An 18,759-nucleotide genomic window follows, 5' to 3' on the forward strand; every position below is an offset into this window, starting at 1 on the left:
CCCCCCTACACCGGCCCCGCCACGCGGGACGCCGGCCGGGCCTGTGCGGCCGAGCGCGCCCGCGGTCGCCGGGGCGATGCCACTGCGGTGGGCGGTCCGCCCCGGCTCACCGGAAGTCGGCGGCGTGGTCGCGGGCCCACTGGGCGAAGGTGCGGGCCGGGCGTCCGGTGACCTGCTCCGCGGTCGGCTGCGGGCCCAGCGCCGCCGGGTCGGACGCCGCGACCTCCTCGGGGGTGGTCTCGGCGCCTCCATAGTCCTCGAACCCGAGGAGGAAATCGGCCGCCTCCCCGGCGAAACCGCCCATCGCGCGGTAGATCTCGCGCGCCTGCTCCGGGGTGACCTGCTCGTGGGCGATCTCTCTGCCGATGGCGGCACCGATGGCCGCGACCTGCTCCCGGTGGCTGAGCAGCTCCGGGCCGTTGAGGGTGTAGGCGGCGCCGGCGTGGCCGCCCTCCAGCAGCGCCGCGCAGGCCACGTCGGCGATATCGGCCTCGTGGACGGGGAACCACGCGGCGTCGGGAAAGGGGTCGCGCACCACGTTCTCCGCGCGGATGGACGGCCCCCAGAGGGCGACCTTGTTCAGCGCGAACTCCCCGGGGCGGACATGGGTCCACTCCGGCACGGCCGCCTCCACCGCCTGCTCCACCGGGAGGTGGAAGTCGGTGTCCAGGCCGCCGGTGACCGCGCCGGAGGACAGCACCACGACCCGTCGCACCCCGGCTGCCGCGGCCAGACCGGCGACCTCGGCCGCGGTCGCCGCCACGGGGAAGAGGAACATCCGGTCCACCCCTGCGAGGGCGGGCCCCAGCGTCGCGGGGGCGGCCAGGTCGCCCGCGACGACCCGGACGCCCGCTGAGAACGCGGCATTCACGGGCGCGCGCGTGAGTGCACGGACTTCCTCGCCGGCGGCGGTGAGCCGCTCGACGACCAGTCGGCCGATGTTTCCCGTCGCCCCGGTGACCAGGGTCGTCATGTTCGCTCCTTGATGTCGTGTCCGCGGCGGCGGGTTCCGGCGGCCTCGGGCGGGCCCGGGACTCCGGCACACCGAAGGGTCGCCCCAGGCCGGGGCGCGCGCAGAGGCGGGGGTGCGGTGGAGGGCCTCCGCGGGCCGGGGCCCGCGGACGGCCCATCCTCACGCACTCGCCGATGGGAAAGCAAACGCGAACATGCTGTTCACATTCACTCTGACCTGCGGAAACACCCGGCCGGCCCGCGTATTCCGCGCGTGTCCGGTACCGTTTTCGCACCGTGGCGACGCGAGGTGACGTGCGGCTTCGCAGGTCCGGAGCCGGCGCACGGAAGGTCTGTTCTCGCGTGGCCGGTGTCCGCGCCCGCGGCAGGCGCGCGGGGGCGGCGCCGGCGTCGGCCGCCGTCCCTTGTGAGGACGTCCAGGACCCAGCCGCGCGATATCGGCGGGGCGCTCGGCGAACACCGTGTGGCCCGCGGACAGGTGGGCGGCGAGCAGGCGGGGCCGTTCCCGGGCCCGGTCCGTCAGGGCATCGCGGACCCCGCGCCGGTGCGCGGCGATGAGCTCGGCGAGCTCCTCCCGGCCCGGGGCCCTCCCCGCCGACGTCGTGGGCCGCGCCGCATGCCGGTTGGCCACGCCGGCCCGCCGCACTCACCGTCGCTCCGCGCTCGTCCGTACGCGGCCCGGTACATCTCAGCAACGACGCCGTCCGTTCGACCCCGGCGCCTGCACAGATCAGACCGCCCTCGGAGATGGCGGCGCAGTGGCCGAGGTGTCGGTGCGCCGCCCCTGCCAAGCCCGACGCGCATCCCGCGCCGCGAGGGGTCGGGCTTCTACCCCCCACAAAGGCGACCTGCCACGCCCCGCGCAGAAGCGGTTGCCTGGAAGTGCGCCCCGGTCACGACACCAGCGACCGCCGCGCCCTTCCTCCACCGACCGAGTAAGAGGTCCACTCCATGCAACGCCGCACAGCGCTCGGACTGATCGCCGCCACCGGCGCCGCCGCCTCCCTCGCGGCCGTGCCCGCCTTCGGTGCGCAGACGAGCCGCGCAGACGCCACAGGCCCGGCCACGGCCGCAGGCGGCTACACCTTCCCGCTGAACCGCAACGTCGATCGAACCCCGGTGCGGTTCACGAACCGCTACGGCATCGAACTCGCCGCCGACCTCTATGTGCCCAAGAACGCCCGGGGCAAGCTGCGCGCCCTGGCGCTCAGCGGCCCCTTCGGCGCGGTCAAGGAACAGGCCTCGGGCCTCTACGCCAACGAGTTCGCCCGCCGCGGCTACGCCGCCCTCGCCTTCGACCCCTCCTTCACCGGACAAAGCGGCGGCACGGTGCGCGACGTCGGCTCGCCCGACATCAACACCGAGGACTGGAGCGCCGCCGTCGACTTCCTCGGACTACAGGACATCGTCGACCGCGAGCGGATCGGCGCGCAGGCCATCTGCGGCCTGAGCGGCATGGCCCTCACCGCGGCGGCGGCCGACAGCCGCATCAAGGCGGTCGCCACGGCCGCGATGTACGACATGTCGCGCGCCATGTCGCGCGGCCACGAGGACTACTACACGCCCGAGCAGCGCCACAAGGTCGTGGACCACCTCAGCCGGCAGCGCTGGATCGACGCCGAGAACGGCACCTACGCGCGGCTCTCCGCAGAGGTCCCCTTCGACGAGAACGGCGACGTGGCCCCCACCGACCGCGTCCTGCCCGAGAGGCTCCCGGAGGACGCCGACCCGATCACGGCGATGTTCTTCGACTACTACCGCACCGAGCGCGGCTACCACCCGCGCTCCATCAACTCCACCACCGCGTGGACCGGGACCACGCCGATGTCGTTCTTCGCCTTCGGGCAGGTGACGAACATCGGCATGCTCGCGCCTCGCAAGGCCCTCCTGGTGACCGGATCGGAGGCGCACTCCCGCTACTACTCCCAGGACGTCCAGGCGATGGCCCCCGACACCATCGACCTGCTGACCGTGCCCGGCGCCGACCACGTCGACCTGTACGACCGCACCGACATCATCCCCTTCGACGAACTCGACGCGTTCTTCACCCACAACCTCGCCTGACCGTGACAGCAGGGCGGCTGTCCGCGGATCCCCCCGTCCGCGAGATCGCAGGGCTACTCGCCGGGGGCGGCGAGCGCGTCGATCTCGACCAGCATCTCCTCGTGGGGCAGCCCGACGAACACGGTGGTGCGGGCGGGCAGGTTCCCGTCCGGCACGAACCGGGAGACGAACTCGCCGTATGCCTCGTTCATCGCGGTGAAGTGCGCGCGGTCGGTGAGGTAGACGCGGAACATCAGGACGTCGGCGACCGATGCCCCGCCGGCCTCCAGGATCGCCCGCACGTTCTCCAGCGTCCGCAGCGTCTGGGCGTGCACGTCGCCCGGCGCGATGTAGGTCTTCGTCGCCGGGTCCATCGGGCCCTGCCCGGAGACCTGGAGCAGGCCGCCCTTGCGGACCGCCTGGCTGAAGGTGTGGGCCGGGGCGGGCGCGTCGGGGGTGGAGACGACGGTCGTGCTCATGCGGTGGGATCCTCTCGGGTCGGTCGCCAGCCGTTGTCCCGGGAGATCGCCCCGGTGACGGCCAGCAGTGACGGGACCAGCTCGATCAGCTGGTCGTAGCCGGCGACGATGGTCGGCACCGAGACCGACACCGCCGCCACCACGGTTGCGGCCGGTCCGCGGACCGGCGCCCCGATGCAGTTGATCGAGGGTTCGTTCTCCTCGCGGTCCTGCGCCCAGCCCTGCTCGCGCACCCGGTCGAGCTCGGCGAGGTAGGTGCCGCGGTCGGTGATGGTGTGCGGGGTGCGCGCGTTGAACGCGACGGCGTCGAGGACCCGGTCCCGCTCAGCGTCGGGCAGGTCGGCCAGCAGGACCTTTCCGGCGGCCGTCGAGTGCACCGGGCCGCGCAGCCCGACCCGCGACGCCATCCGCACGTGGTCGTGCGACTCCAGCTTGTCGATGTAGACGATCTCGCTGCCGTCGCGTTCGGACAGGTGCACGGTGCGGCCGTGGGCGCGGTTGAACGCGTGCAGGTGCGGCGCCGCGACGCCCCGGACCTCCCGCTGATCCAGTCCGCGCGAGGACAGCTCGAACAGCCGTGAGCCGAGCCGGTAGCGGTGCTGGGCGTCGCGGTGGACGAAGTGCTCGTCGGCGAGAGTGCGCAGCAACCGCAGGACGGTCGTCTTGTGCACGTCGAGCCGGCCGGCCAGTTCGTCGAGGGACGCCGGTCCCTCTCCGAGGACGGTCAGGATCCGCAGTCCCTTGCCGAGGCTCCCGCTCACGCCGGTGCCACCGGGCCGTGGTCCGTGGTGCCCACCTGCGACAACTCCTTCTCGCGCCGTTGACCTCTCGCGGAAGTGAATGCTACAAACGAGAATTAAAAAATGCAACAAATGGTGCAAAATACGCAACGTTGCAGTTCAGCGGCGCACTGCGGGAAAAGGCTGGTGAGACTGGTGGTCGATGTCGTCGACCTGGTAAGCGACATGGTGCGGATCCCCAGCATCAACCCACGTGGGCGACCCGAGCCGGCGGAAACCCCCCTTGCCGAGTTCGTCGCCGGCTGGGCACGTGCGCACGGCATGCACGCCGAGCTGCGGGAGGTGCAGGACGGACGGTGCAACGTCGTCGTCACCCTCCCTGGCGACGGGCCGGAGACGCTGCTGCTCGAAACCCACCTCGACACCGTCGAGGTCGAGGGCATGTCGGTGCCGGCTCACGAACCCGGCGTGCGTGCCGGACTGCTCTACGGGCGCGGGGCGTGTGATGCCAAGGGCCCACTCGCCGTGTTCCTGGCGGCGATGGCGGACCTCGCCGCCGCCGGACCGCGCCCCTACACGGTCGTGCTGGCCGGAGTGGTCGACGAAGAACACCTCTACCGGGGGGTGGTCGCGCTGCGCGACTACGGGCTCGACCCCGTCGGGGCCATCGTCGGGGAACCCACATCATTGCGCCTGGTCACCGCGCACAAGGGATGCATGCGGTGCCGCATCACGACCCGCGGACCCGGGGGGCACAGCTCCGAACCGTGGGGGAAGACGAACGCGATCGCCTTCGCGGCCGAGGTGGTCGACCATCTCGCCGGTGAGCACGCGGCGAGGCTGGATGCCGACGTGCGCCCGCTCGTCGGGCCGCCCTCCCTCGCGGTCACGATGATCGAGGGAGGGTCGGGGCCCAACGTGCTGCCCGATCGCGCCGTCATCACGATCGACCGGCGCACCGTCGCAGGTGAGGACCCGCACGAGGTCTGGGCGGCGCTGCGCGCCGAGCTGGTGCAGCGCTGGCCGGAAGGGCTGGAGGTCGCCGAGCCGCACGTCGTGGATTACGCGTTGCAGACCGACCCCGATCTGCCCCTGGTCCGGGAATTCGCGGGGGCGCTCGCCGCGGCGGAACTGAACCCTTCGGCGCGCGGCGTCGGACACGGCACCGACGCATCCAAGATCGCTCTCGACGGGGTCCCCTGCGTGGTGTTCGGGCCGGGCTCGATCGCGCAGGCGCACATGCCCGACGAGTACGTCCCGGTAGCCGACCTGCACACCGCCCGATCCGTGCTCGTGGACGTGCTGCGGCGCCCGCTCTCCCGAGGAGGAAGCCGATGAGCATCGACGGCGACCGGGGACCGGCGTCCCTGCTGGACAACGGACCCATCGGCCTGCGGTTCCCCGGCCTTCCACTGGACGCCTCCGCGCTGACGCTGGCCGAGCTCGGCGCCCAGCGCCGGCCGCTGTTCGGCGGCGGGTTCGATTTTCCGCTGATGGTGCTCCGCGAGTCGGCCGTGCGGCACAACGCCGAATTGATGGCCGCGTTCGCGGCGCGCGGCGGCGTGTCGCTGGCCCCCCATCTGAAGACGACCTGCGCGCCCGAACTCGCCGGATATGCCCTGCGGGCCGGGGCCTGGGGCGTATCGGTGGCGACCCCGTTCCAGGCGCGCGTCTTCATGGCGGCGGGGTACGAGCGGATCCTGCTCGCCAACCAGGTCGTGGACCCGGGGTTCGCCGTCGAGGCGGCCGACTGGGCCGACGCGGACCCGCGGCGCGACTTCCTCTGCCAGGTCGACTCGCCGGCGGGGGTGCGGGTGCTCGCCGACGCCCTCAGGGCGCGGTCCGGTGAGCACCCGTTGCCGGTGCTCGTCGAGATCGGCCACCCCGGTGGTCGCGCCGGCTGCCGTGACCGGGCCGCGCTGGACGCGGTGGTGCAGGCCGTCCGTGAGGAGCCCGCGCTGGTCCTCGCCGGTGTGAGCGGATACGAGGGGTCCGTCAGCCACTCCCGCGGTCACGACGGACTCGCCGCCGTCCGTGACTACCTGCGCTGGGTCAAGTCGGCCATGGACGAGGTCCTCGCCCGGCCCGATCCCCGCAGGCACGAGTACGTCCTCAGCGCCGGAGGCAGCCTCTACTTCGACCTCGTCGCCGAAGAGCTGGCCGCCGACCTGCCCGCCGGGCCCGATACGCCACCCGTGCGGGTGATCACACGCCCCGGGGCCTACCTGACCCACGACCAGGGGTTGTACGCCGAGCTCTCACCTTTGGACGGCGGCGGCAGCCCGCCCGAACCCCTCCGGTCGGCGATCGAGGTCTGGGCGCCGGTGCTGTCGCGGCCGGCACCGGACCTGGCGATCCTCGGGGCCGGCCGCCGGGAGCTGAACTTCGATCAAGGACTCCCGACGCCGTTCGAAGCGCGGGACAGGTCCGGCCGCTCGGCCCGGCACGGGGGCCCGGAGTGGAAGGTCGTGGATCTCAACGACCACCACGCGTTCCTCCGGCTGCCGGCGGATGCCGAGCTGGCCCCGTCGGACCTCGTCCGGCTCGGGATCTCGCACCCGTGCACAGCGCACGACCGATGGCGTGCCGTCCTGCTCGTGGACGACGACGACACCGTCGTCTCGGTCGTCCGTTGCTACTTCTGACCTTCAGCGGCCCCGCCGCCCCAGTACCGGGAGTCCAGCCATGACACCTCCGTCCACGCAAGAGCGAACCGGCGCGAGGACCCGCGTGCGCTACGCGGTCCTCGCATCGGACGCCGTGATCCTCATGCTCAACTACGCCGACCGTGCGGTCATCGGCGTCGCGGCACCCCTGATCATCTCCGAGTTCGGGTTCTCGAACGCCACGTTCGGCTGGATCCTCGCGGCCTTCGCCTTCACCTATTCCCCGTTCGGCTTCATCGGCGGCTGGCTCGCGGACCGCTACGGTCCGGCCAAGGTCATGGGCTGGGCGGCGATCGCCTGGTCGGTGTTCACCGCGCTGACCGCGGCCGGTGTCGGGTTCGTCAGCCTGCTGCTCATCCGGTTGCTCTTCGGGGCGGGTGAAGGCCCGCAGGCCACCGTCACCGCCAAGATCATGCACAACTGGTTCCCCAAACGGGAACTCGGCACGGCGCTCGGCATCGCCAATGCCGCGACGCCACTGGGCGGTGCGGTGGGCACGCCTGTCGTCGTCGCGATCATGGAGGCGACCCAGGGCAACTGGCGGCTGCCGTTCATCATCTTCGGCGTCCTGGGCCTGCTGTGCGCCATCGGCTGGTTCATCGTGGTGCGCGATCGCCCCGAGGACCACGCCCGGGTCTCCGCCGCAGAACTGGCGCACATCCGGCAGGACGAAACCGTCCGGGCCGATGAGGCCGAGGACGGATCGGCCCCGAGCGGCCCATGGCTGCACCTGCTGCGGCGGCCCGCTGTCTGGTCGACGGCGATCGCCTACTTCGGCTACGCGTGGATCCTCTGGACCTTCCTGAACTGGTTCCCGACGTATCTGGTCAACGAACGCGGGATCGACATCGCCGAACTGTCGGTCACCGGTGCGGTCCCGTGGGTGGGCGGCTGCATCGGCCTGGCCGTGGGAGGCATCTTCACCGACTGGCTCGTCCGCCGGACCGGCCGCACGCTCGCTCCCCGGCGATGGACCGTGGTGGTGTGCCTGGCGGCGACCGGCCTGCTGTTCGGACTGATCGGGCTGGTGGCGAGCACGACGGGCGCGGTCGTGCTCATGACCGTCGTCGTCTTCCTCCTCTACTTCACCGGCGCCCAGTACTGGATCATCGTGGGCACGGCCGTACCGGCGGAGCGGTACGGATCGGTCTCCGGCGCGGTGCAGATGTTCGCGACCTCGGCGTCGATCATCGCCCCCACCGCGACCGGGTACCTCGTCGACTCGTCGGTCGGGTGGACCGGTACGTTCGCGGTGGCCAGTGCCGTGGCGGTGCTGGGCGCGCTGCTGCTGGCCGTCGTCGGAGGCGCCACTGGCCGCCGCGAGGCAGCCGGCTGAGGGCGACTCAGGCACCCAGGGGTCCTGCGTCGGCGTCCACGGCGCGGAGGAACGGCCACCAGGCCCCTTGGCCAACGACGCGCCGATCCACGGCGGCCCGCTATGGGAGATCACCCGGTGCCTCGCGCTTTGACGACCAGGCACCAGTGGGCGCCCGGCTGAAGCTCGCGCGATAGGCCGTGGGGGTGAGTCCAACCCTGCCGACCATGTGCTTGCGGAGGGAGTCCGCGCTGCCCAGGCCGCTCTTCCTTGCTACCTGATCCATGGGCAGCCCGGTGATCTCCAGGAGCTCTCTGGCCCGGTCGATGCGCCGGTGCAGCAGCCATTGGAGCGGGCTCAGTCCGGTCTCTGCGTGGAAGCGCCGGGTGAGGGTGCGCACGCTCGTCTTGGCGTGATCGGCCAAGTCGGTCAGGGTGAGCGGGCGATCAAGGTGTTCGAGCGCCCAGACGCGAGTGGGGGCGAGTGACGTGCCGCGCTCCGACGGCAGCGGGGTCTCGATGAACTGGGACTGGCCGCCCGGCCGTACGGGAGGGACGACCGCGAGCCGCGCGGCCGCGTTGGCGGCCGACGCTCCGTAGTCGACCCTGACCAGATGCAGGCACAGGTCGATGGCGGCTGCGGCGCCCGCCGAGGTGAAGATGCCACCGTCCTCGACGAAGAGGAGGGCGGGCTGCACATCGATGGATGGAAATCGGGTGGCGAGGTCGTCGGCCAGTCCCCAGTGGGTGGTGGCGCGGAGCCCGTCGAGCAGGCCGGCCTGGGCCAACACGAACGCACCCGTACACAGGGAGGCGATTCGCGCGCCGGTGGCTGCGGCTTTCCGTAAAGCGTCGAGGACCTCCGTGGGAGCCTGCTCGCCGCCGCTGCCGACGGCGATCACCGTGTCGGCGCCCTCCATCGCGTCCAGCCCGTCCGGCACTACGATGTCGGGCCCGCCGACCGTCGGCGTCGGGCCGGGCCGCGCCGTACAGACACGCACGTCGTAGTGCTCGACGCTGTTGAACACCATGAGCGGGATCGAGACGTCGAAGCCCAGCACGGGCGGCACGATGACCGCGACGACGCGATGCATGGCCGGATCCTCCGGATGGTCGGCATTGTGGCCACTATTCTACGAAGCCGTGGAGCGGCACCGTTGTCGGCATGAAATCTCATGTGATCGTGGGCCGTGGGGCCGCTGCGTCAAGGACCGCTCTTCTTCTCGCCGAAGACGGCGAGCGGGTGCGAATGGTCAGCCGGACGGGCGGCGGGCCCGACCACCCGCTCATCGACAAGGTCACCGCGGACGCGACCGACACCGATCGGCTCACCGAGCTGACAGAGGGGGTGGACACGCTGTTCACCACCGCCGCGCCGCCGTACCACCTCTGGCCCGAGCAGTTCCCGGTCTTGTCGGCGTCGCTCCTCACCGCGGCGAGGCGGACCGGGGTCGCGTACGTGATGCTCGGCAACCCTTACGCCTATGGGCCGGTGAGCGGGCCGATCACGCCGGACCTCCCCCTGACGGCGACCGGTCCCAAGGGGCGGACCAGAGCGCGGGTTTGGGAGGAGGCCGCCGCCTCCGGGGTGAACGTCACCGAGGTGCGGGCCGCCCAGTTCTACGGCGCCGGCGCCGTCTCGGTGTTCAGCCTCATGGTGCAGCGGCAGGCCATGGCAGGCAGGCTGGTCCTGGTGCCGCAGGAACTCGACGTGCCGCACAGTTATTCGGCGATCGGCGACACCGCACGCACGCTGGTCGCCGCGAGCCGCAACGAGCAGGCGTACGGCCGTGCCTGGCACGTACCCGCCTCGACCCTGTCGGTGCGGGAACTGGCCGAGCGACTCGCCGACCTCGCGGGGGCACCGAAACCGCGGATGGAAGAGATGACCGAACGCGACCTGGCCCTACTGGCGTTCACCGAGCCGTTCTGGGCGGAAATGCACGAAGTACTCACCAAGCGCGGCCATCCGTTCGTCATCGACTACTCCGAGACCGAGAAGGTCCTCGGCGTGAGCGTCACCCCGGTCGACGACGTGCTCGGAGAAGTGATCTAGCGGGTTGGCGAGCGCCATCGGCGCCCCGCCGTCCGCCCGCTCGCGTGCAGCCAATCCCCCGTTGACCCGGCGAGCCCAGGAGCATTCCGAGCGGCCCCGCCCTGTCGTCGAACGATCTTCGGCGACAGGGCGGCCCGCTCGACGCTGAGGCGTCAGAGCCCGCGCCGCCCGGCCACCCGGGCGTCGCCGAAGATCAAGCCCTGGGCCATCGGCCGGTCCATGAAGGCCCGGGGGAAGGTGCGGCCGGGATCACTGACCGCGTCGAGCCGCTCGACGTGCTCCCTGTCGAGCACGACATCGAGCGCGCCCAGGTTGTCCTCGAGCTGGCGGGCCGTGCGCGCTCCCAGCACCGGCGAGACCACCGCAGGGTTCAGCAGTGTCCAGGCGATCGCGACCTGGGCCGCGCTGGCCCCCACCTGCGCGGCGACCTCCTGGACGGCGTCGGCGATGCCGACGTTGCGGTCGGTGAGGTTGCCGGAGCTCTGGATCACGCCCCTGCGGGTGCCGACCGCGGCGTCCTGACCCGCCTGCTCGGCGACGTCGGCGCGGCCGTACTTCCCGGTGAGCAGCCCGCCTCCGAGCGCGGACCACGGAAGCACCCCCAGCCCCAGGTCGAACGCCATCGGCAGGAGCTCGTGCTCGACGGTGCGCTGCACCAGGCTGTACTCGCTCTGCAACGCGACCAGCGGCGTCCACCCGCGCAGGTCCGCCAGCGTCTGCATGGCCGAGATGCGCCAGGCCGGGGTGTTGGCGATGCCCACATAGGTGATCTTCCCACTGCGCACCAGGTCGTCGAGCCCGCGCATGACCTCCTCGTGCGCGGTCGTGTAATCCCAGCCGTGAAGGTAGAAGAGATCGATGTGGTCGGTGTCGAGCCGGCGCAGGCTCGCCTCCAGGGACCGGACCATGTTCAGCCGGTGGTTTCCGCCCGCGTTCGGGTTCCGCCGGTCGCGGGTCATCGTGTACTTGGTCGAAAGGACGACCTGGTCCCGCCTGTCCTTCACGAACCGGCCGAGCAGGCGCTCGGCGGAACCATCGGTGTAGTTGACCGAGGTGTCGACGAAGTTGCCGCCGCGGTCGAGGTAGGTGTCGAGGATGCGCCGCGCCTCCTCCGGTCCTGCTCCCCACCCCCAGTCCTCACCGAACGTCATCGTCCCCAGCGACAGCGGGGACACCCGCAGTCCGGAACGTCCCAGCAGCCGGTAGTCGGCCAGTGAGCGGCTCATCTCGATCCTCGCTTCTCGGTGTCGCCTCGATGGATGCGGCGCGGTTCCCGACGGGCGCCGGGACCGCGCTCGGCCCATGCTGCGTCCCGGCCGCCGGGGCGGCCAGGACGCGGTCAGCCTGGCTGTGGCACGCCCAGGCTGACCGCGACAGGGGTGGATAAGGTGGGCTCCATGCCCGACAACGACCTGGGAGACTTCCTCCGGAGCCGCCGGGCGCGGCTGCGGCCCGAGGACGTCGACATGCTCAGCTCCGGCACCCGGCGGGTCGCGGGCCTGCGCCGCGAGGAGATCGCCGTCCTGGCCGACGTCAACGTCGACTACTACACCCGTCTCGAACAGGGGCGGGAGCGCCGACCCTCGGCCCAGATGGTCGACGCCCTGCGCCGGGCCCTGCGCCTCGACGAGGACGAGGCCGCGCACCTGCACCGCCTCGCCGGCACGGTGCCCCTCCCGTCCGGCTCCCGGCCGCCGCACCACGTCAGTGCCGGGCTGCGGCAGCTGCTGGACGGCTACTCCCACACCCCCGCACTGGTCCTCAACCGGGGACTGGACGTACTCGCGACCAACCCGCTGGCCGACGCGCTCTTCAGCGCGTTCGCACCGGTGGACAACCTGGCGCGGATGGCGTTCGTGCACCCGGCGGGCCGCGGCTTCTACCGGGACTGGAACCGCGTGGCGCGATCGACGGTGGCCAACCTGCGGCACGCCACCGGCCACGAGCCGGGCGACCCGCACCTGGCCGCACTCGTCGCCGAACTCGCACAGCACAGCCCCCGCTTCGCCGAGCTGTGGGCCGAGCACGACGTACGCGGCAAGTCCCACGAGGCCAAACGGCTCCTGCACCCCGACGTCGGACCGCTCACACTCGACTTCCGGACCTTCGACGTCCGGGAGGCACCCGGGCAGCAACTGGTCATCTACCACGCGGAGCCCGGGAGCGAGAGCCACCAGGCCCTGAACCTGCTGGAGACCTTGCACGCCACCCGCGCCGCCGAACACGGCCCCGCGCACCTCACCGGGTCACGACGCGCGTGACCGAGGACCGCTGACCACGGCGTCGGTCTGGTCGCGGACGATCAGCCACCGGCCACGTGCGTCCCTGCGCCGCACCTGCGAGTTGACGGCGCGGACTTCGGTCATCACCCCGTCCGCGGCGGTCAGCCACGCGAGGAAGACCATGCGCGTCGCGGCGAGCCCGCCCGACACGATGACCTCGGGCTGCTCCTCGATCACGTGCTCGGCCCGCCGCAGCGCGGTGAACGCCGGGCCGAACACCCTCCCGAACTCCCGGGCGTCGCGCAGGACGCGGCGCTCGGGATCGGCGTTGTCGAAAAGGATGACGTCGTCGCCGGCGAAGTCGTACTGGTCGGCGAAGCGGGTGTCGAAGTCGAAGTCCCCGTCGTTCTCGTCACGGTCCCAGAGGAAGATCCACTCGCGGTGCTGCGCGGCGACCGCCTCGACGTCGTCGCGCTCTGTGGTGGTCGCCGTCGGGAGTCCCTCGGTCATCTCGGTGCCTTTCGGTCGGTGCCCGGTCGCATTCGAGTGTGGGCGCGCGGACGGACGCGCGACAGGGCGGCCTGTGCCCGGACGCCGCACACCCAGGCACTGTCCTTTTCCGGATCGACGCCCTGGCACCGGGATCCTGCACGACGGCGGACTGCGGTCATTGCTCAGGCGGGTACCGCGGCGCCAGAGGGTACGGGTGTTGAGGGTGTCGCTGATGGTGCCGGTCGGGTCGCCGTCGACCAGCAGAAGGTGGGTGCGGGGTGCTATCCGGGCGGCGCGGTGGAGGCGCGCGGGATGAGGGTCGGGGGGCGGACCACGGTGGCGTCGGGGGCCGCGGGGTCCAGGACGAGGCCGACGGCGGCGGTGGCGATGTCGCGGAAGGGCACCCGCATGGTCGTGAGCGGGAGCGGCAGGCGCCCGGCCAGGGGGATGTCGTTGTAGCCGACGATCGACAGCTCGCGCGGCACGTCCAGGCCGGCGCGCATCGCGGTGGACAGCACGCCGACGGCGGTGTTGTCGTTGATCGCGAAGATCGCGGTGGGCCGCTCGGCGCCGGAGAGCAGGGCGCGGGCGGCCTCTTCGCCGGCCTCCATGCTGAACGCCGATTCGCGGACCCACGCCGGGCGCGGGGTGATGCCCGCTTCGGCGAGGGCGCGCAGGAACCCGTCGCGGCGCCGGGTGGAGCTGGAGGTGTAGGCCGGGCCGGCCACGCACGCGATATCGCGGTGGCCCAGGTCGATGAGGTGCCGGGTGGCGAGGTAGCCGCCGAGCTCGTCGTCGCCGACGGAGGCGGGGCTGTGGCCGTCGGTGCGCAGGGCGAGTGCGTGGGGGGTGTTGGTGCGGCGCAGCTCGGCGAGGTAGGGGTCGTCGAGGCGGGCGGTGGAGAGCACGAGGCCGTCGACCCGGCGTTGCAGGAGCGATCGGGCGGCGCTGCGCTGGGTGTCGGGATGGTCGTCGGTGGTGGCGACGACCGCGAAGTAGCCGCGGGCCTGGCAGGCGCGGGCCAGCTCCTCGTACAGGATCGCCATGACGGTGTCGGTCAGCCGGGGGACGAGGACGCCGATGGTGCTGGTGCCGCGGCGGCGCAGGCTGGAGGCGACGGAGTGGGGGGTGTAGCCGAGTTCGTCGGCGGCCCGGCGCACCCGTTCGGCGGCCGCGCTGCGCGACGGCGGGACCCGGGGGTCCAGGACGCGCGAGACGGTCGAGGTGCTCACCCCGGCCAGCCGCGCCACGTCGTGGATCGTGGGCGGCTTGGCGGGGCCGGGGGCCGTGGTCGCCTCCTCGGGTGGCATGGCTGGCTCGGCCCTCCTCCTGGGTTCGCGGCGACCAGTCTAGTCGGGGCGCGCGCCCTCGCCCGTCGCGGTGCGCCGCAGGTCACCTCTTGACGTGTCCTGCACCACACCACATAATGCAAACGTTCCCGCAAACGTTCCCGGAAGGATAGGCACATGTCGCTCGACCTGCGCGGACTCACCCCGGCACCCGTCACCCCGTTCACCCCCGAGGGCGAGGTCGACCACGACGCCCTGGCATCCATGGGCCGCTGGCTCGCCGGCTTCGACGGCGTCAAAGGGCTCGTCTGCCTCGGCCACGCCGGAGAAGGCACCTTCCTCACCCAGGACGAGCAGACCGCGGTGATCCGCACCCTGGTGGAGGCGGTCGACGGCCGCGTGCCGATCATCGCCGGGATCACCGGCGAGGGCACCCGGGTCGCCGCCCACGAGGCCGCCCGCGCCGCCCGGGCCGGCGCCGCGGCCGGGCTGCTCTACCCCTCACACGGCTGGCTCAGGTTCGGCTTCCAGCCCGGCGCCCCCCAGGACCGCTACCGCAACGTCCACGAGGAGTCCGGGCTCCCCCTGATCCTCTTCCAGTACCCCGACGCCACCAAGGCCACCTACGACCTCGACACCCAGCTGGAGATCGCCGCCCAGCCCGGCGTGTTCGCCACCAAGAACGGCGTGCGCAACATGCGCCGCTGGGACACCGAGATCCCGGTCCTGCGCGCCGAGCTCCCCGACCTCCAGATCCTCACCTGCCACGACGAATACCTCCTGCCCACCATGTTCGACGTGGACGGCGCACTGGTCGGCTACGGCACCATCGCCCCCGAGCCCCTCGTCGAGCTCATCGCCGCCGGCCGGGACCGCGACTACGCCCGGGCACGGAGGATCCACGACACCCTGCTCCCGCTGACCAAGGCGGTGTACCACCGCAACTCGCACATGGAGGGGACGGTCGCGCTGAAGATCGCCCTCGAACTGCGGGGGGTGCTGCCCGGCGCCACCGTGCGCTCGCCCCTGCTCCCGCTGGCCGACTCCGCCCGCCCGGAGATCGAGGCGGGCCTCAAGCACGCCGGCCTGCTCTGACACCGGCCGCCGGGGCGCCGTCACACCGCGCCCCGCCCACCGCTCCCCCGCCGGCGACCACCTGGCCTCCCGCGACGGACGCCGCTCCCACGTCCCGCGCCCGCCGGCGCCCGTGCCCGGCCGGCCTCCGCGACCCCGACCGCGCCGGAGGGCGTCCACCCCCTGCGATCCCACCCCACCCCACCCCGCCCTGCGGCCCGGGAACGGCCCGGCCGCAGACTGGAGGCGACACCATGACCGCGAACCCCCGCCCCTCCCCAGCAGCGGCGCCGCCGGATGCGACGCGGCGCTCGCGCCTGCTGCGCGCCCTGGCCCTCATGGGCCCCGCCTTCGTGGTCGGCGCCTGGCAGTTCGGCCCCGGCAACCTCACCTCCGCCATCGAGGCCGGCGGCCGGTTCGGCTACGCGCTGATCTGGGTCATCGTCGTGTCCACCCTGCTCATGACGGTGTTCACCGACATGTCGGTCCGCATCGGGCTGGCCTCGCCCGGCTCGGTCGTCGACAGCATCAAGCAGCGCCTCGGCCACGCGTGGGGCGTGCTCGCGGGATGCGGGGTCTTCCTCATCACCCTGATGTTCTCCGTGGGCAACGCGGTGGGCTCCGGCCTGGGGCTGTCCATGCTGTTCGGCGGGCCGCCGGTGGCGTGGACGCTGGCCTGCACCGTCCTGGTCGCCGTCCTGCTGCTCACCCGCGACTACTACCGCCGCTTCGAGAAGGTCCTGCTGCTCACCGTGGTGGTCATGGGCATCGGGTTCCTGCTCGCCGCGATCCTGTCGGGACCCTCCTGGCCGGAGGTGGGCCGCGGCGTCGTCCCGACGGTCCCCGACGGTGTCGGCCTGCTGCTCGTGGCCATGGTGGGCACCAACTTCTCCGTCAACGCCGCCTTCTACGCCGGCTACACCATCCGCGAGCGCGGGATCGACCGTTCGCGTTACCGGGAGACCACGCTGTCGGACACCATCCCCGGCATCGCCGCCCCGGGCCTCATGACGATCATGGTGATCGTGGCCAGCGCCGCCGTCGCCCAGCGCACGGGCACGGCGGCGGGCAGCGCCGGTGAGCTCAGCGGCGTCCTGGAGTCGGTCGCCGGGCCGGCGGGCGGCTACGTCTTCGCCGCGGGGTTCACCGCCGCCGCCTTCTCCTCGATGCTGGCCAACGCCACGGCCGGCGGAACCCTGCTCGCCGACGGCCTGGGGTGGGGCTCCGGCCTCGGCGGCCGCAGGGTCAGGGGGCTCATCCTGGTGATCCTCGGCTTCGGCCTGGCCGTCGCGGCACTGGCGAGCGGCTCCCCCGTGCAGCTCATCATCACCGCCCAGGCCCTGACCGTCGTGGTCGCCCCGTTCCTGGGCCTGGTGATCCTGCTGCTGGCCAACCACCGGGGGCTCATGGGCGACCTGCGCAACCGGTGGTGGCACAACCTCCTCGGCGCCGCCGGGTGGCTGGGCATCCTGGCCGTCTGCGCCAGCCTCGCCGTCGAGGTCCTCTGACCCCGCGGGCGGGCCCTGCCCGGTCACGCCAGTGGCACGCCCGTGTGGCGCTCCAGGGCGTCGATGAGCCGGGCCTGGAACGCTTCGTCGGCCGCCGCGGGGTGCGGTGACTGCGTCCGCCCGTGGTACCAGTAGCCACCGGTGGCCGGGGCCACGCCGGGGTGGGTGGCCAGCCAGGCCTGCGTCTGGTGCCCGGCGGCAAGGTCGTCCGATGCGCTGCGCCCGCCCATGCGGGTGGGGACCCACCCGGGGTCGACCGCGTGGCTGACGGTTCCCTCCCAGCGCGACGCGCACGCGAGCGCGAGCGCGGTGACCCATAGCTTGGTGTCGCTGTAGGAGGCGTCGCCTGTGGCCAGCCGCTCCAGGTCGGTGGAGCCGGTGCGGTGCATGGAGCTGCTCAGGTAGATGAGCCGGGCCGGCTTGTCCATCAGGGCCGTCAGCACGTAGGGGGCGATGGTGTTGACGGTGATCAGCTCCGGGGCGTGCATGGTCCCGGCGTTGTGGATGACCGCGTCGAAGCGGCCGAACGCCGACGCCTGCCGGGCCGCGTCGTGGATGCCGTCGAGGCGGGAAAGGTCGCCGGTGACGGTGCCGGCCCACCGGCCGGCTCCCTGGGAACCGGCGCCCTCTGCGTCGGTGAGCCGGTCGGAGTTGCGGGCGTGGACGACGACGTCGTGCCCCTCGCCAGCGAGGTGCGCCGCCGCGTTGTGCCCGAGCCCGCCGGATGCTCCGGTCACCAGGACCAGGGCCATCGCCGGTCTCCTTTCGTCGTGGTGGGGGTGCGGCGCCGTGCCGGCGGTATCCGCACCCCCCCTATGCCCGTTCCGCGCCGGGACCGGCACCCCCATCGTCGGCCGGATCAGAGGGTGAGGAGCACCTTGGTGGCGCGCCGTTCGTCCATAGCCTTGTAGCCCTCAGCGGCCTGGTCCAGCGGCAGGGTCAGGTCGAAGACCTTGCCCGGGTCGATCTTGCGGTCCCAGATGAGGCGGATCAGGTCGGGGAGGAAGCGGCGCACCGGGGCGGGGCCGCCCTCGGTGTGGATGCCGGCGAAGAACAGCTCGATGCCGGGGACCTTGACGTCGTGGCTGACGCCGACGAAGCCCATGTGCCCGCCGGGGCGGGTGGCGCCGATCGCCTGCATGACCGCCTCCTGCGTGCCGACGGCCTCGACCACCGAGTGCGCCCCAAGGCCGCCGGTGAGTTCCTTGATCTTCTCCACGCCCGCGTCGCCGCGCTCTTCGATGATGTCGGTGGCGCCGTAGAAGCGGGCCAGCTCTTGGCGCTCGGGGTGGCGCGACATCGCGATGATCCGCTCGGCGCCCAGCTGCTTGGCGGCCAGGACCGCCATCAGCCCGACCGCGCCGTCGCCGACGACCGCGACGGTCTTGCCGGGTCCGGCCTCGGCGGCGACGGCCCCGTACCAGCCGGTGCCGAGCACGTCGGAGGCGGCCAGCAGCGACGGGATCAGCTCCGGATCGGGCTGCCCCGGGGTGGCGACGAGGGTGCCGTCGGCGTAGGGGATGCGGGCCTTGTCGGCCTGGGTGCCGATACCGGCGTGCACGAACTCCCGGTGCACGCAGCCGGACTGGTAGCCCGATCGGCAAATCTCGCAGGTGTTGTCGGAGATGACGAAGGAGCCGACGACGAAGTCGCCGACCTTGACGTTCGTCACCTGGGAGCCGACCTCTTCGACGACGCCGACGTACTCGTGGCCCATCAGCACGTGGTCGGCGGGCTCGACCCCGCGGTAGGGCCACAGGTCCGACCCGCAGATGCAGGTCGCGGTCAGCTTCACGATGGCGTCGGTGGGCTCGACGATCTCGGGGTCGTCGCGCTCCTCCACCCGGACGTCACCGGGCTCGTGCATCACCACTCCACGCATGGGTGGCCCTCCTCCTATGGTG

General features: G+C 72.3%; 17 protein-coding genes. 8 read left to right on the forward strand and 9 right to left on the reverse strand.

The window, feature by feature from the left end:
• Positions 1–106: 106 nt before the first annotated feature.
• The gene (locus ACFOVU_RS09210; RefSeq protein WP_378531840.1) at positions 107–973 is read right to left on the reverse strand and encodes an NmrA family NAD(P)-binding protein; all 867 of its coding nucleotides are present in this window, start codon (positions 971–973) and stop codon (positions 107–109) included.
• Positions 974–1,923: 950 nt separating this feature from the next.
• On the opposite strand from ACFOVU_RS09210, the gene ACFOVU_RS09215 reads away from it, so the two are divergent.
• Complete coding sequence (locus ACFOVU_RS09215) at positions 1,924–3,036, forward strand: alpha/beta hydrolase (protein WP_378531842.1); 1,113 nt, start codon at positions 1,924–1,926, stop codon at positions 3,034–3,036.
• Positions 3,037–3,089: 53 nt separating this feature from the next.
• Here the strand turns inward: ACFOVU_RS09215 and ACFOVU_RS09220 are convergent, their stop codons facing one another.
• Both ACFOVU_RS09220 and ACFOVU_RS09225 read right to left on the reverse strand, forming a co-directional pair.
• Positions 3,090–3,494, reverse strand: coding sequence for a RidA family protein (locus tag ACFOVU_RS09220; protein WP_378531844.1), 405 nt, complete (start codon positions 3,492–3,494; stop codon positions 3,090–3,092).
• Positions 3,491–4,255 carry an IclR family transcriptional regulator gene (locus tag ACFOVU_RS09225; protein WP_378531845.1) on the reverse strand — a complete coding sequence of 255 codons (765 nt, stop codon included), beginning with the start codon at positions 4,253–4,255 and terminating at the stop codon, positions 3,491–3,493. The genes ACFOVU_RS09220 and ACFOVU_RS09225 overlap by 4 nt, the downstream gene beginning before the upstream one ends.
• Positions 4,256–4,420: 165 nt before the next feature.
• Here ACFOVU_RS09225 and ACFOVU_RS09230 point away from each other — a divergent pair, with 165 nt between their 5' ends.
• From ACFOVU_RS09230 to ACFOVU_RS09240, 3 genes are all read left to right on the forward strand, one after another.
• A complete protein-coding gene (locus ACFOVU_RS09230) occupies positions 4,421–5,572 on the forward strand; it encodes a M20/M25/M40 family metallo-hydrolase (RefSeq protein ID WP_378531847.1) in 1,152 nt (383 codons plus the stop codon).
• Positions 5,569–6,879, forward strand: coding sequence for an alanine racemase (locus ACFOVU_RS09235; RefSeq protein ID WP_378531849.1), 1,311 nt, complete (start codon positions 5,569–5,571; stop codon positions 6,877–6,879). Before ACFOVU_RS09230 ends, ACFOVU_RS09235 begins: the two co-directional genes overlap by 4 nt.
• A gap of 85 nt (positions 6,880–6,964) precedes the next feature.
• Positions 6,965–8,236 carry an MFS transporter gene (locus tag ACFOVU_RS09240; protein ID WP_378531851.1) on the forward strand — a complete coding sequence of 424 codons (1,272 nt, stop codon included), beginning with the start codon at positions 6,965–6,967 and terminating at the stop codon, positions 8,234–8,236.
• 100 nt (positions 8,237–8,336) lie between these two features.
• On the opposite strand, the gene ACFOVU_RS09245 is transcribed toward ACFOVU_RS09240, so the two are convergent.
• Positions 8,337–9,308: a GlxA family transcriptional regulator gene (locus ACFOVU_RS09245; protein WP_378531853.1), complete on the reverse strand. Its 972-nt coding sequence runs from the start codon at positions 9,306–9,308 to the stop codon at positions 8,337–8,339.
• A 71-nt stretch (positions 9,309–9,379) separates the two neighbouring features.
• Here ACFOVU_RS09245 and ACFOVU_RS09250 point away from each other — a divergent pair, with 71 nt between their 5' ends.
• Positions 9,380–10,270 (forward strand): NAD-dependent epimerase/dehydratase family protein, encoded by an 891-nt coding sequence (locus ACFOVU_RS09250; RefSeq protein WP_378531855.1) that lies wholly within the window; start codon positions 9,380–9,382, stop codon positions 10,268–10,270.
• A gap of 152 nt (positions 10,271–10,422) precedes the next feature.
• On the opposite strand, the gene ACFOVU_RS09255 is transcribed toward ACFOVU_RS09250, so the two are convergent.
• Positions 10,423–11,496, reverse strand: coding sequence for an aldo/keto reductase (locus ACFOVU_RS09255; protein ID WP_378531857.1), 1,074 nt, complete (start codon positions 11,494–11,496; stop codon positions 10,423–10,425).
• A gap of 171 nt (positions 11,497–11,667) precedes the next feature.
• Between ACFOVU_RS09255 and ACFOVU_RS09260 the strand changes: the two genes are divergently transcribed.
• Positions 11,668–12,531, forward strand: a complete 864-nt coding sequence (locus tag ACFOVU_RS09260; protein WP_378531859.1) for a helix-turn-helix transcriptional regulator — start codon at positions 11,668–11,670, stop codon at positions 12,529–12,531.
• Here the strand turns inward: ACFOVU_RS09260 and ACFOVU_RS09265 are convergent.
• Positions 12,517–13,002 (reverse strand): hypothetical protein, encoded by a 486-nt coding sequence (locus ACFOVU_RS09265; protein WP_378531860.1) that lies wholly within the window; start codon positions 13,000–13,002, stop codon positions 12,517–12,519. The genes ACFOVU_RS09260 and ACFOVU_RS09265 overlap by 15 nt on opposite strands.
• Before the next feature lie 263 nt (positions 13,003–13,265).
• Complete coding sequence (locus tag ACFOVU_RS09270; RefSeq protein ID WP_378531862.1) at positions 13,266–14,294, reverse strand: LacI family DNA-binding transcriptional regulator; 1,029 nt, start codon at positions 14,292–14,294, stop codon at positions 13,266–13,268.
• Between the two features lie 156 nt (positions 14,295–14,450).
• Between ACFOVU_RS09270 and ACFOVU_RS09275 the strand changes: the two genes are divergently transcribed.
• Both ACFOVU_RS09275 and ACFOVU_RS09280 read left to right on the forward strand, forming a co-directional pair.
• Positions 14,451–15,368, forward strand: coding sequence for a dihydrodipicolinate synthase family protein (locus ACFOVU_RS09275; protein WP_378531864.1), 918 nt, complete (start codon positions 14,451–14,453; stop codon positions 15,366–15,368).
• A gap of 233 nt (positions 15,369–15,601) precedes the next feature.
• A complete protein-coding gene (locus ACFOVU_RS09280) occupies positions 15,602–16,855 on the forward strand; it encodes an Nramp family divalent metal transporter (RefSeq protein WP_378531866.1) in 1,254 nt (417 codons plus the stop codon).
• 23 nt (positions 16,856–16,878) lie between these two features.
• Here the strand turns inward: ACFOVU_RS09280 and ACFOVU_RS09285 are convergent, their stop codons facing one another.
• Entirely contained in the window at positions 16,879–17,607 is a 729-nt protein-coding gene (locus tag ACFOVU_RS09285) for an SDR family NAD(P)-dependent oxidoreductase (RefSeq protein WP_378531868.1), read from the reverse strand.
• Between the two features lie 107 nt (positions 17,608–17,714).
• Positions 17,715–18,737, reverse strand: coding sequence for a zinc-dependent alcohol dehydrogenase family protein (locus tag ACFOVU_RS09290; protein WP_378531870.1), 1,023 nt, complete (start codon positions 18,735–18,737; stop codon positions 17,715–17,717).
• Between the last annotated feature and the right edge of the window lie 22 nt (positions 18,738–18,759).

Source organism: Nocardiopsis sediminis (assembly GCF_042650565.1).
Classification (GTDB): Bacteria; Actinomycetota; Actinomycetes; order Streptosporangiales; family Streptosporangiaceae; genus Nocardiopsis_B; species Nocardiopsis_B sediminis.

Bases quoted from the DNA above. Each gene is read 5' to 3' on its own strand.
- ACFOVU_RS09245 (WP_378531853.1), bottom strand. From the start codon at position 9,308: ATGCATCGCGTCGTCGCGGTCATCGTGCCGCCCGTGCTGGGCTTCGAC.
- ACFOVU_RS09265 (WP_378531860.1), bottom strand. From the start codon at position 13,002: ATGACCGAGGGACTCCCGACGGCGACCACCACAGAGCGCGACGACGTC.
- ACFOVU_RS09220 (WP_378531844.1), bottom strand. From the start codon at position 3,494: ATGAGCACGACCGTCGTCTCCACCCCCGACGCGCCCGCCCCGGCCCAC.
- ACFOVU_RS09270 (WP_378531862.1), bottom strand. From the start codon at position 14,294: ATGCCACCCGAGGAGGCGACCACGGCCCCCGGCCCCGCCAAGCCGCCC.
- ACFOVU_RS09280 (WP_378531866.1), top strand. From the start codon at position 15,602: ATGACCGCGAACCCCCGCCCCTCCCCAGCAGCGGCGCCGCCGGATGCG.
- ACFOVU_RS09250 (WP_378531855.1), top strand. From the start codon at position 9,380: ATGAAATCTCATGTGATCGTGGGCCGTGGGGCCGCTGCGTCAAGGACC.
- ACFOVU_RS09210 (WP_378531840.1), bottom strand. From the start codon at position 973: ATGACGACCCTGGTCACCGGGGCGACGGGAAACATCGGCCGACTGGTC.
- ACFOVU_RS09255 (WP_378531857.1), bottom strand. From the start codon at position 11,496: ATGAGCCGCTCACTGGCCGACTACCGGCTGCTGGGACGTTCCGGACTG.
- ACFOVU_RS09235 (WP_378531849.1), top strand. From the start codon at position 5,569: ATGAGCATCGACGGCGACCGGGGACCGGCGTCCCTGCTGGACAACGGA.
- ACFOVU_RS09285 (WP_378531868.1), bottom strand. From the start codon at position 17,607: ATGGCCCTGGTCCTGGTGACCGGAGCATCCGGCGGGCTCGGGCACAAC.
- ACFOVU_RS09260 (WP_378531859.1), top strand. From the start codon at position 11,668: ATGCCCGACAACGACCTGGGAGACTTCCTCCGGAGCCGCCGGGCGCGG.
- ACFOVU_RS09275 (WP_378531864.1), top strand. From the start codon at position 14,451: ATGTCGCTCGACCTGCGCGGACTCACCCCGGCACCCGTCACCCCGTTC.
- ACFOVU_RS09215 (WP_378531842.1), top strand. From the start codon at position 1,924: ATGCAACGCCGCACAGCGCTCGGACTGATCGCCGCCACCGGCGCCGCC.
- ACFOVU_RS09290 (WP_378531870.1), bottom strand. From the start codon at position 18,737: ATGCGTGGAGTGGTGATGCACGAGCCCGGTGACGTCCGGGTGGAGGAG.